This window comes from Paenibacillus sp. FSL H7-0716, from assembly GCF_038002705.1.
GTDB classification, from domain to species: Bacteria; Bacillota; Bacilli; order Paenibacillales; family Paenibacillaceae; genus Paenibacillus_AQ; species Paenibacillus_AQ odorifer.
Window position 1 is genome coordinate 65,728 of sequence record NZ_JBBODA010000007.1, and the last position, 14,264, is coordinate 79,991.

The following is a 14,264-nucleotide window of genomic DNA, read 5'->3' on the forward strand; positions in this document are numbered from 1 at the left end:
CAATGAAGCTCAATGGGCAAATGATTTGCACAGAAGGGATGAATTTAGAACATGTCAAAGCTAGCCAAAACGTCTACTTTTTCACAGAAACACCCTATTTGGAGCGTAGTTATTATCGAGGTGTTATTACTTGTAGCCGTAACTGCCGCCGGGGCTTACGCAACAATTAAGGAACTTGCGTACACCGCCCCTGTACTTATCTCCTTCATCCCAATCGCGCTTGTACTCATCATCTACTTTACAGTTAAGCGCAAATGGAGCACGCTCGGCTTCCGACCTCTAAACACCATATCCTCGGGCAACTGGATCTATTATGCCCCGCTAGTAGTGGTCCTGATTACCATATCCTTTAAGGGGTTTCGTGAGATCAGTGCATCTGAGGTACTATTTTTTATCTTCTTCACCCTGCTGGTCGCTTTTGTGGAGGAAAGCATCTATCGCGGTTTGATTTTTAAGACCTTGCTTCCTAAAGGGGCTAAAACAGCAGTGATCACTTCAAGTATTCTCTTCTCTATTACCCACTTACTTAATGCATTATCCAGCACAGATGTCACACAAATTCTTCTACAACTCGTATATGCGCTTCTGATCGGTTTTGCGCTAGCCTTGCTAATGCTAAAAAATAATAATATTCTTCCGCTGATATCCTTTCACTTTATACATAATTTAATTCAGTTTGTGGGCAACGATAATACGAGTGAATACATGGGAATCGATCTGTTTATCCTGCTAGTGCTTGCTGTGCAATGTGTCTGGCTAGTGTTGTCCTTTAGAAAACCAAACCTAACGAAGAACCTAAATCAAGCCAGCTAATAAGCTAATAAGCTAAATCAAGCCAGTTAATAAGCTAAATCCTTACTTCGAAATACAAGGCTTCAGTGGATTTTAACGCATTGGTTAACCCCGACGTAGGCTGGTTTAATTGGGATGTTACTTAGTTTAGTTGGGATGTTACTTAGTTTAGTTGAGATGTTACTTAGTTAAGCTGAGATGCCACCTAGCTTCATTAGAGCAATATTTGTCGCAAACCACACAGCTAACGGACCCAATTGACACTAAAAGCAGTATTATCCCCGGTTTAGCATATTATCGGACCCCATAGGCGCTATTGGCATGAAAAAGAGCAAAATAAGACCTCTTTCTAAAGAATAACTGCACTGAGGTCCGCAACTCTGCTCAAAAAGCGATTATTGTGCAAATAACGTCAGCTGGGTCCGTAAGCCGTAGTGGATGGTTAGACTCGTCGGCATAATAAAAAGAGGGACTCCCAACAAACCATCCAATGGCTGCTGGGAGTCCCTCTTTTTTTGCAACTAGCTATTCGTGTCGGACATGCTCGTGAGTCTGCAAAAAGATCTGCTCCACATGCGCATCGTTCAGCGAATAGAATACCGTTTTCCCCTCTTTACGGCGCTTCACGATCCGTAGATTCCGTAAATAACGGAGCTGATGGGATATCGCAGATTGGCCCATATCAAGGATCACGGACAAATCATGTACACATAATTCTTGCTGTGACAAAGCGTAAATGAGCCGCACTCGTGTTGGATCACCCAACGCTTTGAACATTTCTGCCATTTTATCAGTAATCCCACGGTCTGGCAGGATCAATGCAATGGATTCCGGTTCAAGCTCTGAACCCTTGCATGTATTGTCGCAGTCCTCTAATGCCGTTGGCTCCATGCTCTCGCCCTCCTCCATCTTAGCTAATTATATTCTTTAATTATAAGAAAAACAGCACGGGATGTCCATTGAGGAGGAGTTTATAGCCTCTGATTGTGAATCAGACTGCTTTACGATAAAAGGAGATTAGTCCTGCGGCAAAAAAGACAATCAAGCTCCCTCCCACTATCATCATCAGTGTCTCTAAAGGCAGATTAAAGGCACCAAATCCGTCATCACCATAAGGACTCATGGCCAACATCGGCTGTACCCAAGGATAGTAGGGGCCGTAGGTTGAAGAATTAGCGATCAATATATTGGGAATGGTCAGACTCACATTCAGCGCCAGCGGTGCGCCGAAGCTGCTCCAGCTTTGCGAGATCGCCAGCTGCAATGCGGCGAGAGGTAGGCAGGCTACAAAGCCGCCAAATACTGATTTTAGCAGCAGCGCCCAAGGGATTGGATCTGGAGCCCCACGGAACAAGCCCATTCCCAGCACCATAACGAGGAACGTTACTTGCACAGCAGCCAGCAATCCGATGATCATCACATATTTTGAGAGATACACCGACAACCGGGTTACAGGCAGAGACAACAATAGCTTCCAGCCACCGTCATGATGCTCATAACGACAGATCAGGGCCGCAAAAATACCTGAAAGCACAGGCAGAAACAGCAAAGCATGCATCATTGACATCACACTTAACAGCAGCTCCCAACTCATCTTCTCGCCTTGATTATCCGATAACAATCCGGGAACCAGTGATAAAACCGGACTTCCTATGACTAAAAGCCAAACATATGATTTAGACATTTTTAATCGCTCTGAGGATAATACTCTCCAAAATGACTTCATCTTAATCCACATCCTTTCGAGCGAAATGCACTGCACCCGGCAAAAACACCAGCATTCCCAGCAGCAGACCTGCACCGCTGAACAAAAGGCGATTAGAGGAGTCCCACGCCAAATATGGCCATGTTAAAGGCACCCACTCCGAAAGGAACATGGAGAAAAATGACGTCAAAGATAATGTGATCCCCAGGGCAACCGGCAGTGTCTGATTACGATTAGCCAGGGAAAGCCACAGCTGTAGTGCGATGACCGGCAAAGCCGCAATATAGGACATAAAGCCAATCCGGACTACATCCATATAAGGGATAAGATCAGCTTTGAAGCCCAAAATAAGCCCTAAAATAACTATCCCCACTGAGAGCAACAAGCAGGAAACTGCCACAAGCAGCAAACAGAGCGTTAGCTTAGCCATAAACACTGAGGTACGAGAGATAGGCAGTGCCAAGAGCTGCTTCCAGGAACTCATCTGATGTTCGACATTCGCAATCAATGAGCATACTAAAGTGCCGCCCAGAAAAAGAGCTGTGGGCACAAACCCGGACACGTTATCCAGAAGTCCTCCCCATAAATCCGCGCTATACTGCTGACGCAGATAATCATAACGAAGGCCAAAGTTAAGGCCCTGCATGGCTACTAGACCAATCGGTCCTAGAAACACTAGAAACCAAATTCCTTTGCCGCGGATTTTAAGCCAATCCGCTGACAACGCCCGCCACATCATGATTCCCCGCCTCCTACAACCTGTAGGAAGAAGTCCTCAAGCGATTGTCTCCGCTCCTCTACACGATAGACAGCGTGCCCATTCTCTACCAAAGCCTTGACTAGCAGCGCTACTCTTGCATCGTTCATTCTTGAAAAAATCAGTTTTTGCTCTTGTAGTGTCCCCTCATACCCCCGGCCTCCAGCGAGACGTAACGCAGACTCTGGTTCCGAAACCGCAAGGCGTATCTCGCCAGCAGCCTGTTGTTGCAGATTAGCTATTGTATCTTGGTACACCATTTGCCCTTGGCGAATAATACCCACGGTGTCTGCCATTTGTTCAATTTCACTAAGCAGGTGACTGGATACTACAACCGTAATTCCTTGCTCCTGTGGCAAACGTTTGATAAGCCCACGAATTTCCTGAATCCCTGACGGGTCGAGTCCGTTCGTTGGCTCGTCCAGAATAAGCAGCTCTGGATTCCCTAGCAAGGCAGCTGCGATACCAAGTCTCTGCTTCATCCCGAGGGAGAACCCTTTGACCGGACGTCTCTCTTCCCCGGTTAGAGAAACAATATCTAGCACCTCAGCAATTCGTGACTTCGGAACATCCAGAATGCGGCGGATCGCTTCGAGATTGTCCACAGCGCTCAGATGCCCATAATACGAGGGGGATTCAACAAGCGACCCTACCTTCCGTAAAATTTGCAGCTTATTCTTCCGAAGATCCTGTCCGAACACTTCAATTTTTCCAGATGTCGGTGTAATTAGGCCAAGCAGCATACGGATTGTTGTAGTTTTCCCAGCTCCGTTGGGACCCAGAAAACCATAAATCTCACCCTTGCGGATATTTAAATTCAAATTCTCTACCGCAGCCCGGCCACGATATTTTTTCAATAAATCCTTAGTTTTAATCACTGTTTCTTCCATGTTCTTCACCTCGGTATACAGCATAACGTCCCAAGGTTAAGAACAAGGAAGTGCCAAGTTTAAGTTTTGTTTAAATTTCACGACGCGGATCAAAGATTACAATAGAAGTGCCTTCGCCTGTGCTCTCCACAACCCATTCCAGCTCCATATGCTTCATCAAAAGATCGACGATAGACAATCCCAAACCTGCCCCCTTGTAATCGGATGGACTCTGAATGCCTCGACCATGATCCGCAATAATTATGGCACGTTGTTCATTACGTTGCTCCGTTGAGATCCCGACATAATGCCCGCTGCTGGCATGTCGTACAATGTTTTGATACAAATTATCGAGAATACGGCGGAACCAGACCTCATCCACCCTCCAGAATAGTGGTTCGGCTTCCAGGTTAATATCAATGTCGAAGCCCTCTTTTTCCCATACGGGGTACCAAGCAGCCGCACTTTCCCGCACCAAGCGTAAAACATCTTTACGTTCCAGCTTTAAGGTTACCCGTCCACTATTGAGCAGATTGTAAGATAAAAGATTCTCGATCAGGACGCTAAGATCCGCAATACGCTCATCCATAAGCTGTAAGGACTGCTTACCTTTTGAGGTCAGATCCTCTTTGGTCATAACATGGATATGGCTGCGAATGACGGTTAGGGGTGTGCGTAAATCGTGAGATAAATTCGAGACGAGTCGCTTACGTAACTCTTCCTCTTCTATTTCCCTGCGTCGGCTTTCATCCAGTTTGGTTACCATCGTATTAAAAGCTTCCTCGAGGCGACCGATCTCATCCAGTTTGCCTGTCACTATAGACTTAGGCATTCTATCAGGGCCTGTAATCATCATCGCGGTTTGCAGTTGCAGCAGCCGTTTGCGAATTTTTCTAAAGAACATCCACGAAACCAGAGCGAACCCTCCAAAAAGGGTAAATAACACAAAGTTATACCAAGCCCAAGCCCCTAATCCCCCATAAGCCCCTTTGTTCAGCAGCTTGCTTGGAATCTGCATCACTATAAATCCCTTGTCTGCCTCCACTTTGTCCCCCACGAAAGCAACGATGGCTAAAGGATCACGATTCGTACTTTCTTTCATAAATGAAATAGCCTCAGCCGCAGTCCACTGATCAGGAACTTCAGGGTAAATCTTATCCTTCTCCCCTTCTTCAGGCGTGAGAATCAACTGGGTTTTTCCCTGCCCGTCTACCCAAAACATAGTAGCCTCAGTGTATTTTCGACTTAATTCAAGCAGCCGCTGATTTATAGCTTCGGAAGAAGCATTTTCTAAGTGAAGTGCTTCTTTATGCCACATAGTCTCCAGCGGTGCAATATTCGAATACAGGGATGTATCTACAGGCGGGGCACCTTTGGTCACTTCGTTAAGAATATTGTAGCCAACAAAAGACAACGGAAGGACCACAGGGATAAATAGCAGTGCAGATACGATAATTAGCAAATACCCTGATAACAAAGAGGAATTGCGTTTCTTGCGAATGCGCTCTAATCCTCTCATGCTCTTACCCGGTAGCCAATCCCACGGACCGTTTCGATAATTTCCGGATTACCCGGATCAAGCTCCAGTTTTTCGCGCAAATAACGAATATGTACCATCAGAGTTTTATCCCCTTCGATATAAGCCTCACCCCACACGGCCTCGTAGATCTGCTCCTTCGTCATGATTTGGTTAAGATGACGCAGCAAATAGGAAAAAATCTGAAATTGCTTACCTGTAAGCATGATTTCTTCCTGAGTCTGATCATTCATCACGCGGTTATCTCCTTCATATACGACTAGATGTTTAAGTGTGAGCGAATCCTGAACAGATGCCCCATTCCTTCGGAGCAGCACCTCGATTCGAGCGGCCAATTCATCCGGATGAAAAGGCTTAGTCAAATAATCATCTGCGAACTCCAAACCTTGCAGCTTATCATCAATCGAGGTCCGGGCGGAGAGCATCAAAATGGGCAGCTTAGGGTAAGAACGTTTCAAACGTTGCCCGATCGTAAACCCATCCAGACCTGGAAGCATAACATCGAGAATAGCCAGTTGGCAGGCGCTGGATTCTTCCATCGCTCCTTCTCCGCTCCGTAGCCAGCGAACACTGTAACCTCTTTCGCTTAAATCAGCAGACACTACACTGCCAATTTCACGATCATCTTCAATATATAACAGAGTAACGCTCATGTAGCTTTAGCTCCTCCCCGATATGAATACCTAAAAAGTTGAAGTCATTATAACACATCAAACAGCCCTCCTACCCCATAGGGGATAGGAGGGCTGTTTGATCAATTCAACGCTATAGCTTACGGCTGCCATACTCCATGCTCTTTATTGCTGCCTACATACTCAATACGTGTTGGAGTAAGCTCCAGAATTACATAATTAGGATCATCAGGTCCTGTAAACCATGGCTCAAGCTCTTTATTCCATACCTTGGAGCGCAAGCCTTCATCCTTAGAGACGGTAGCAGTTGCTTCAATCTCCAGCACATCTTTGCTTCCGCCTGCCTCATAGCCAAGCAGTACAAAAGCATTCGGATTATCGGATAACTCCTCCACTTTATGAGTTTTGCGATTTGTAGCCAAATAAATCTTCAAACCCTCATGGAAAATGGCCATATAACGTACTTTCGGCTTATTTCCTTCTTCGATCGTACCAAAGGAACCGAACTTGTTGTCATCCAATGCTTTAATAATGAGTTGCTCCAGTTGTTTGTTATCCATTACGTAAATCTCTCCCTTCAAGCATGTAAACAAAAGTTTATATATCCAAGCTCACCGTTTGGATTTATCATAACAATGGTGCTTATTATAATGTACCCTTCAGGTTCACATTGAATCCGACCTTACTTCATAAACTACTTTAAGATAAGGAGCTTACTTCGTGAAAAAACTGATTTGGATCGGCTGTCTTTCCTACTTCGTTATCGGTCTGGCACATGTTGTACTGGGATCTATTCTGCCCGTTCTACTGCAACATTATGATCAAAATTATAGTGCTGGCGGTGAATTAATCTTTAGTCAATTCGCTGGGTTTTTAGCAGGCGTGTTGGTCTCTCCCCTGCTTAATCGCCGCTTCGGTAAACGTGGAGGCATCCTCATTGCCACCAGTCTTCTACTAGTTGCAGAAATTGCCTACGCCTTTCTACCGCCTTGGGGCTGGATGTATGTTATCGCCGTTGCCGCAGGTTTTGGTTTCGGGATGATCGAAGCGGTTATCGGCACCATCATTATTGGTGCAATAACCGAAGGAACTGCTATTGCGATGAGCCGGCTTGAAGTGCTATTCGGGATAGGCGCACTCGTGATGCCGCTTATCGCCAGTCCGCTCATTGCTGCCGGAGCGTGGAGATTGGCCTTTCTAATCGTCGCTGCCTTCTCCTTAATTTCTCTTATCCTCTGGACAAGAGGGCACTTCGGTAATCTACAACGTACGCTGGATGAACGCGCCTCTGTCCAAGGAGCAGACAATTCGCAATCCTCAAGCTCACGTTCTAACAAAAAATTTCCGTATAAAGGTAAGCAATGGATTCTGCTAGGGATCTTCATCGTTTTCTTTTTTCTTTATGTAGGCACAGAGATGAGTTTAGTCAACTTTATGCCGGCTATCTTTATTGCCAAGCTAGGGATGACGGAGTCTGCCGCAGCACTGACAGTCACTTTCTTTTGGCTGGCGATGTCTACAGGAAGATTGTTTGCGGGTGTAATTGCCGAAAAAATATCTTATCGCGTGTACATTCTCAGCAGCTGTTTACTAACCTTGTTACTGCTGACACTCTTTCCGTTCACTGACAATCGAATGGCTGCTTTCATTGTAATTCTGCTGCTGGGGCTGTTTATGTCCGGTATTTTCTCCATTGCTTTAGTCTTCTCCAGCAAAATGCTGCCTGGCACTGAAGAGTCAACACCCAGCATTATGATTGCTTCCGGAGGTGTTGGCGGTGCTTTGCTACCTCTGTTTATGGGCTGGTCTATGGACCATTTAGAAGTGGCACAAACAGCCGGATTACTCGCCGCTTTTGCCGCCTTCTTGTTTCTGCTAAGCATTGCCGCATGGAGGTTCCAATCCATGCAAGCGGTGAAAGGAAAGAGTTCCCGTATTTAGAACAGTATCAACGTTATCCTTTTAGGGTAATGTGATCTATAAGCATATTCTGAGCACAAGGATGGACAATGAATGAATGAGTCTTTAAATGAGTCTTTAAATGAGTCTTCAACTGAGCCTTTGTTACATACTGCGCTCATGCAGTTTATATTTCCCTTTTCTATAAAAAAGGGCGATTCTAAGCAGCTTATCCAGCAATTACAGGACGACGGCTTCACACGTTTTTTTCTGGATAATAAAGAGCTTGAAGCTGCCTATTACGGAGATGGCTACTGTGTTTCCCATGAACGAATGGAACGCACCTATTTACCGTTTGCTGCACACGTCCTTTTTCCACGCAGGAAGGATGCCGACTCGTTTCGCCGTTTTTCCAGAGTAAATAATCTCGACTGCATTCTGGAGATTCCGCAGCAATCTATATTTTTCAAAATTCTCTCGACAGATATATTCATATGTCCTTTTCAGCTTGGATTCGTGACGATACGTGTCCAGCTGGAGGGGGATTCAATTCCCTTTAGTATTGCCCTAGAATTCGCGGATCGTTTCCGTGCGCTAGAGAATACCTTCATACAGGATGACTACACTTATATTCATTGTGGGGAACAGACCTATGAGATGGTAGAGGATTTTGTCTTCCGAAATTTGGTGGATGGACTGGAGCCATATCTGGATCAATCGGATATCAATGGGGCTTATTTCGAGACCCTTCCTTTTTTCGTAGATGAAAGAATGCAGGTGCAAGCTTTTTACGGCTTTCAGAATAAAGAAAGCTCTGATGAGATTAGTGTAAATCTGCGCTATCGTGCCTCACAGCTTGATGGAATTGATCTGAACGGAAAGCCCTATGCCAGTGCCAGCGATCCAGCATATATTGCGAACTATTGTCATGAACACTCCTATAATCGCTGGGGTCCAGACACGTATTATATGATGAATGAGCAGACTTTTTGCTGCATGACCCGCGCTGAACAGGAAATTGCTGTTAGTCTAGCCAACCAGATGTACGGGCAATATTATTACGGATTTTTACTCAATATTTTCCACAAAATCGTTCTGCTAAAGCTTGCCAATATGCACTCCCGACTTCGGATTAATCATGATTATGAGGAAATAGACAATCTAATCTACTCCATTAATAAGTTCTCGGCAAAGTTCTACTTCTTGGAGTTGATTTCCCAGTCGCAGGGCCGGGAGATATTTCTTCAGCTGCGTAAAGTATACGGAAACGACGCTTTGTTCGAGGAAGTGAAAGAAACCTTAAATGACCTGTTTCAGTATCAGGATAAGTTTCAATCCAAGCGACGGGATAATCTGCTGATGATTCTCACTGTATTTACGGTAGTAAGCGGGATTTACGGCATGAATCAGGTCATTGACGATCTGGATGGAAAGATTCAATGGAGTAAAATGATTGGATATTCCCCCTTTGAATTTCTTGCCCTCTTCGTGATCATGAGCGGGATTCTGATCAGCGTTGTCCTCACGCTAGGGGCGCTGGTTAGTGAGCTTAAACGGCGTCACCGCAAAAAATATAAAGATCTAGACTAGCAAAAAAGAAACTACTGGATTGGAAAAATTCAGGAGTGCACTACTAGACATTCCGAGTACAGCCGTCTATAATACACCGTATGCGAGAAATATAAGATATAAAGTATGGGTACAGAACTTATGCTTACTTATATTGCACATAGAAATACCCGTTAACTTCATAGAACCAGGGGTGCTGGAATTGGCCGGCTGAGATTGTATCCCACAAGATACTGACCCTTATACCTGATCTGGATAATGCCAGCGTAGGAATCGCCAATTGGTTCTGGTCCCTGTGACCTTGACTAACCTTGCGCCAAGCCAGCGTCCCGATCACTCGGGGCGCTTTTTTTGTAAGATCACTAAAAGATGTAGAAAAACGTACATACTACACTTTACGGTTCATGTTGGGAAGACGGGATTCTTGTAACCTTAAAGGAGAGAAGAAGACATGCACCTCAAAAAAGCACTTACGTTGTGCCTCACCTGTGTACTCATTCTTGCCATTGCCGGATGCGGCGGCAACAATGGGAATACAGCCGGAAACAAAGCAAATGCTACTGATCCAACTGCAACGGCTGGGACGGATGCTCCAAAAGAGCTCACCAAAGTTAAAGTTGCACTCGACTGGACACCGAACACGAATCATACTGGTCTATACGTAGCTAAGGATCTTGGTTACTACGCTGAAGAAGGTCTGGACGTCGAGATCGTTCAGCCAGGCGCAGCGGGTTCTGATACTATGGTTACCTCTGGCGAAGCCGCTTTTGGCATCAGCGCCCAAGAAGGATTAACGCTAGCCCGTCTACAAGGCGTGCCCCTTGTCTCGATAGCAGCTATTATTCAGCATAATACGTCGGGATTCGCCGCTCCAGTAGATCGCAATATTAAATCACCAAAGGATTTCGAAGGTAAAACCTACGGAGGCTGGGGCTCACCGGTCGAAGAAGCAGCCATGAAAGCTATCATGGATCCTGAAGGTGGCGATGTGAAAAAGGTGAAGCTGATCAGTATCGGTGAAGCTGATTATTTTACCGCCGTCAAACGTGACATTGATTTCGCCTGGATTTTCTACGCTTGGACTGGCGTTGAGGCTGAGTTGCGTGGCGAGCCATTGGATATGCTGTACTTAAAGGATTATGCGCCACAGCTCGATTATTACACGCCTGTGCTGACGACGAGTGAGAAGCAAATTGCAGATCATCCTGAGCTGGTGAAGGCCTTCATGAAAGCCACATCAAAAGGTTATCAATATGCTATTGATCATCCGGAAGAGGCTGCCGGTATGTTATCGAAGGCAGTTCCTGACCTGGACGCCGACCTTGTCCTAGCTAGCCAAAAATGGCTTAGCCCAAAATACAAGGACGATGCTGCCCGCTGGGGCGAGCAAAAAACCGAGGTCTGGCAAAATTACGGTGACTGGATGTATGATCTGAAGTTGCTGGATAAACCGCTGGATGCCGCTAGTGCATTCAGTAATGATTTTTTACCGGCGGAGTAGATAGCGGACTTCAGAACCAAGAAGGTTGGACGTTACTTGAGGAAGGAGGAACGGAGTGTAGTGATGTGCTACGTGAGTACCGGACTTCCCAAGTTCGTTCAAGATTCGATGTCGAGTTTGCTTCCTGAGTTACTTCGTTATCAAAGTTGGCTTTTTGAACTTACCTTATAATTTAAGAGCTCAAAAAGTCGGCTTTCAGAACCAAGAAGGTTGGACGTTACTTGAGGAAGGAGGAACGGAGCGTAGTGATGTGCTACGTGAGTACCGGACTTCCCAAGTTCGTTCAAGATTCGATGTCGAATTTGCTTCCTGAGTTACTTCGTTATCAAAGTTGGCTTTTTGAACTTACCTTATAAAATGAGAGGATTGATTATTGTGGCTAACACCTTACTAAGCATTCAAGTAATTCCAAAAACTCCGAACAATGAGGATTCCATCCCATACGTAGATAAAGCGATTGAGGTCATTCAGAAATCCGGTGTTAAACATCAGGTGAATCCGCTGGAAACCACAATGGAAGGTGAGCTTAGCGAACTGCTGGAGGTTGTGCGTCAGATGCAGGAGGCGTTGATCGAAGCAGGTAGTCCAAGCGTAATTTCGCAGATCAAAATCGCTCATAATCCTAACGGAATCAGCATGGATAAATTGACGGAGAAATATCGGCCGTGAGATCGACCTGGAAGCTAATATGGCCGCCCCTTGTGGCGGTCGTCTTCTTTTTAACCGTATGGCAGCTATCTGTATCTGTATTTCATATTGAAGCCTGGATTCTGCCGAGTCCTGCTGATATTGCCCGTGAATCCACCAGTAACGCTTCTGGTCTTTGGGCTCATACGATGGCTACGCTGCGGCTAACTTTAATTGGTTTTCCCATTGGAACAGGTGTAGGCCTAATCGTTGCTTTGCTTTTGCATCTTTTACCTTGGGCTAGACGGGCTTTTTATCCACTTATTATTCTGAGTCAAAATGTTCCCTCCATCGCGCTCGGACCCCTGCTCATTATCTGGTTCGGCTTTGGTCTTTTGCCCAAAATCGTGCTGATTACACTAGTATGTTTCTTCCCGGTAGCTGTCGCTGCGATGGGCGGCCTGGCCCAAAGTGATCAGGTCATGATGAATTATATGAAAATGGCTGGCGCAAGCAAGTGGCAAATCTTCACCAAGCTGGAGCTGCCCTCTTCTATCCCGGCACTATTTTCCGGTGTAAAAATATCTGCTACTTATGCAGTTATGGGCGCCGTGGTCGCTGAATGGATTGGCGCGGATAAAGGTATTGGCTATTATATGCTTCTGCAGAAATCCGCATATCGTACGGATCGGATGTTTGTCGCTATTGTTATTATTGTACTTTTAAGTCTTGTACTCTTTGCTATTATTGCATTGCTGGAAAAATGGCTGGTTCGCTGGAAGCCGCGCCGTAACTCATAGAAAGGAAGATGCCTGTATGTCTCAAGCGACGCAAACGCAACACAGAACAACAGAAGTCATAAGCTCTCCTGAAGCTCATACCGTGGCACCCGCCCTTGAAGTGAGCGGCATCTCCAAATCTTTTTCCCATCGTCGCCGTGAGACAAATGTTCTGAATAATGTCTCTCTCAAGGTAGAGCAACAAGAATTCGTTTCGATCGTTGGTCCTTCCGGCTGCGGAAAAAGCACCTTATTCCACATGATTGGCGGCCTTGTGAAACCCGATGCAGGCACGATCCGCATGAACGGTAAGGTCGTTACAGGTCAACGCGGTGAAATTAGTTATATGCCGCAGCAGCCTGCTCTTTTTCCTTGGCGTACGATTGAGGATAATGTGCTGCTTGCTGGGGAGATCAAGGGCACACTGCGGGATGGAGCCCGCGAGGAAGCACGCCAGTGGCTTGCCAAGGTTGGATTAAGCGGGTTCGAACATGCTTATCCGCATATGTTGTCTGGCGGAATGCAGCAGCGTGCAGCTTTTCTCAGAGCATTGCTCGCTCCGCAGGAGCTAATGTTGCTGGATGAACCTTTCAGCGCACTCGATGCACTAACTCGCAGTGAAATGCAGCGCTGGCTGCTAGAGCTGTGGGAAGAGAATCGCCGCTCTGTGCTGTTTATTACTCACAACATCGAAGAAGCGTTGCTGCTCTCTAATCGTATCTATGTATTTTCCGGCCGCCCCGGCTCCATTCTGCATACAGTCGATGTGCCGTTTCCGCGGCCACGCCGTGATGAGATTACGGACTCTCCCGAGTTCCTTAAGCTCAAACGCCAGTTGTCACAGTGGATGCGAGAGGAACAAGTTAAAAATAGGCAGCCGCTAGCTTAATCGCTAAGCACTGTAAACTGATATCGCTGGTATAGCGGTGTCAGTTTTTTATTTGCAGCGATAAACTCCCTAACATATTTACAATTGGTGCGGATGTATCTGCTCAATTAAACAAATTTCACTCATCATAGTAGGGATCACATTAAATGTGTGGCGAAAACGGCCTCCCTGTTGGTAATGGGTAGAAACCAGGTTGGGCTGGGGACATTCTACGGGATTTATACCGTTGATTTGCTGCTTCGGGCCGGATTCGGCTCATTCTACGGGATTTATACCGTTGATTTGCTGCTTCAGGCCGGATTCGGCTCAGTCTACGGGATTTATACCGTTGATTTGCTTCGTCGGGCCGGACTCGGCTCAGTCTGCGGGATTTATACCGTTGATTTGCTTCGTCGGGCCGGACTCGGCTCAGTCTGCGGGATTTATACCGTTGATTTGCTTCGTCGGGCTGAATTGCACCCGATCTAGGGCATTTTTGCCCTTGTTTTGGCACTTCGGCTGAATCACACCGATTCTAGGGCATTTTTGCCTTCTATTTGCCTCTTCGGGCGGAATTGCACCCGATCTAGGGCATTTTTGCCTTCTATTTGCCTCTTCGGGCGGAATTGCACCCGATCTAGGGCATTTTTGCCTTTCTTTTGCCTCTTCGGGCTGAATTGCACCCGATCTAGGGCATTTTTGCCCTTATTGTTCCCCTTTAGCTTTTAG

At 46.1% G+C, this 14,264-nt stretch carries 15 protein-coding genes and 1 riboswitch; of the genes, 8 read left to right on the top strand and 7 right to left on the bottom strand.

Annotated elements, in window-relative coordinates; all coding sequences use genetic code 11:
* Positions 1-51: 51 nt before the first annotated feature.
* Positions 52-813, top strand: a complete 762-nt coding sequence (locus MHH60_RS11555) for a CPBP family intramembrane glutamic endopeptidase (protein ID WP_076134867.1) — start codon at positions 52-54, stop codon at positions 811-813.
* 504 nt (positions 814-1,317) lie between these two features.
* On the opposite strand, the gene MHH60_RS11560 is transcribed toward MHH60_RS11555, so the two are convergent.
* From MHH60_RS11560 to MHH60_RS11590, 7 genes are all read right to left on the bottom strand, one after another.
* On the bottom strand, positions 1,318-1,683 hold the full coding sequence (locus MHH60_RS11560) for an ArsR/SmtB family transcription factor (RefSeq protein WP_036682656.1): 366 nt from the start codon (positions 1,681-1,683) through the stop codon (positions 1,318-1,320).
* Positions 1,684-1,783: 100 nt separating this feature from the next.
* The gene (locus MHH60_RS11565) at positions 1,784-2,518 is read right to left on the bottom strand and encodes an ABC transporter permease (protein WP_076134866.1); all 735 of its coding nucleotides are present in this window, start codon (positions 2,516-2,518) and stop codon (positions 1,784-1,786) included.
* Between the two features lies 1 nt (position 2,519).
* Positions 2,520-3,236, bottom strand: coding sequence for an ABC transporter permease (locus MHH60_RS11570; protein ID WP_076134865.1), 717 nt, complete (start codon positions 3,234-3,236; stop codon positions 2,520-2,522).
* Positions 3,233-4,144: an ABC transporter ATP-binding protein gene (locus MHH60_RS11575; protein WP_038568451.1), complete on the bottom strand. Its 912-nt coding sequence runs from the start codon at positions 4,142-4,144 to the stop codon at positions 3,233-3,235. Before MHH60_RS11575 ends, MHH60_RS11570 begins: the two co-directional genes overlap by 4 nt.
* Before the next feature lie 70 nt (positions 4,145-4,214).
* Positions 4,215-5,642: a HAMP domain-containing sensor histidine kinase gene (locus MHH60_RS11580; RefSeq protein WP_076134864.1), complete on the bottom strand. Its 1,428-nt coding sequence runs from the start codon at positions 5,640-5,642 to the stop codon at positions 4,215-4,217.
* On the bottom strand, positions 5,639-6,313 hold the full coding sequence (locus tag MHH60_RS11585; RefSeq protein WP_076134863.1) for a response regulator transcription factor: 675 nt from the start codon (positions 6,311-6,313) through the stop codon (positions 5,639-5,641). Before MHH60_RS11585 ends, MHH60_RS11580 begins: the two co-directional genes overlap by 4 nt.
* A gap of 119 nt (positions 6,314-6,432) precedes the next feature.
* A complete protein-coding gene (locus tag MHH60_RS11590) occupies positions 6,433-6,852 on the bottom strand; it encodes a pyridoxamine 5'-phosphate oxidase family protein (protein ID WP_036682665.1) in 420 nt (139 codons plus the stop codon).
* Between the two features lie 160 nt (positions 6,853-7,012).
* On the opposite strand from MHH60_RS11590, the gene MHH60_RS11595 reads away from it, so the two are divergent.
* From MHH60_RS11595 to MHH60_RS11625, 7 genes are all read left to right on the top strand, one after another.
* Positions 7,013-8,233 carry an MFS transporter gene (locus MHH60_RS11595; RefSeq protein WP_076134862.1) on the top strand — a complete coding sequence of 407 codons (1,221 nt, stop codon included), beginning with the start codon at positions 7,013-7,015 and terminating at the stop codon, positions 8,231-8,233.
* A gap of 72 nt (positions 8,234-8,305) precedes the next feature.
* The gene (locus MHH60_RS11600; RefSeq protein ID WP_081388963.1) at positions 8,306-9,781 is read left to right on the top strand and encodes a hypothetical protein; all 1,476 of its coding nucleotides are present in this window, start codon (positions 8,306-8,308) and stop codon (positions 9,779-9,781) included.
* Between the two features lie 158 nt (positions 9,782-9,939).
* Positions 9,940-10,050, top strand: a riboswitch (TPP riboswitch).
* A gap of 161 nt (positions 10,051-10,211) precedes the next feature.
* Positions 10,212-11,261 carry an ABC transporter substrate-binding protein gene (locus tag MHH60_RS11605; protein ID WP_076134861.1) on the top strand — a complete coding sequence of 350 codons (1,050 nt, stop codon included), beginning with the start codon at positions 10,212-10,214 and terminating at the stop codon, positions 11,259-11,261.
* A 375-nt stretch (positions 11,262-11,636) separates the two neighbouring features.
* The gene (locus MHH60_RS11610) at positions 11,637-11,930 is read left to right on the top strand and encodes a thiamine-binding protein (protein ID WP_036682688.1); all 294 of its coding nucleotides are present in this window, start codon (positions 11,637-11,639) and stop codon (positions 11,928-11,930) included.
* On the top strand, positions 11,927-12,688 hold the full coding sequence (locus tag MHH60_RS11615; protein ID WP_076134860.1) for an ABC transporter permease: 762 nt from the start codon (positions 11,927-11,929) through the stop codon (positions 12,686-12,688). The genes MHH60_RS11610 and MHH60_RS11615 overlap by 4 nt, the downstream gene beginning before the upstream one ends.
* 16 nt (positions 12,689-12,704) lie before the next feature.
* Positions 12,705-13,556, top strand: coding sequence for an ABC transporter ATP-binding protein (locus tag MHH60_RS11620; protein ID WP_076134859.1), 852 nt, complete (start codon positions 12,705-12,707; stop codon positions 13,554-13,556).
* A 177-nt stretch (positions 13,557-13,733) separates the two neighbouring features.
* On the top strand, positions 13,734-14,024 hold the full coding sequence (locus tag MHH60_RS11625) for a hypothetical protein (RefSeq protein ID WP_341161132.1): 291 nt from the start codon (positions 13,734-13,736) through the stop codon (positions 14,022-14,024).
* Positions 14,025-14,264: the final 240 nt, after the last annotated feature.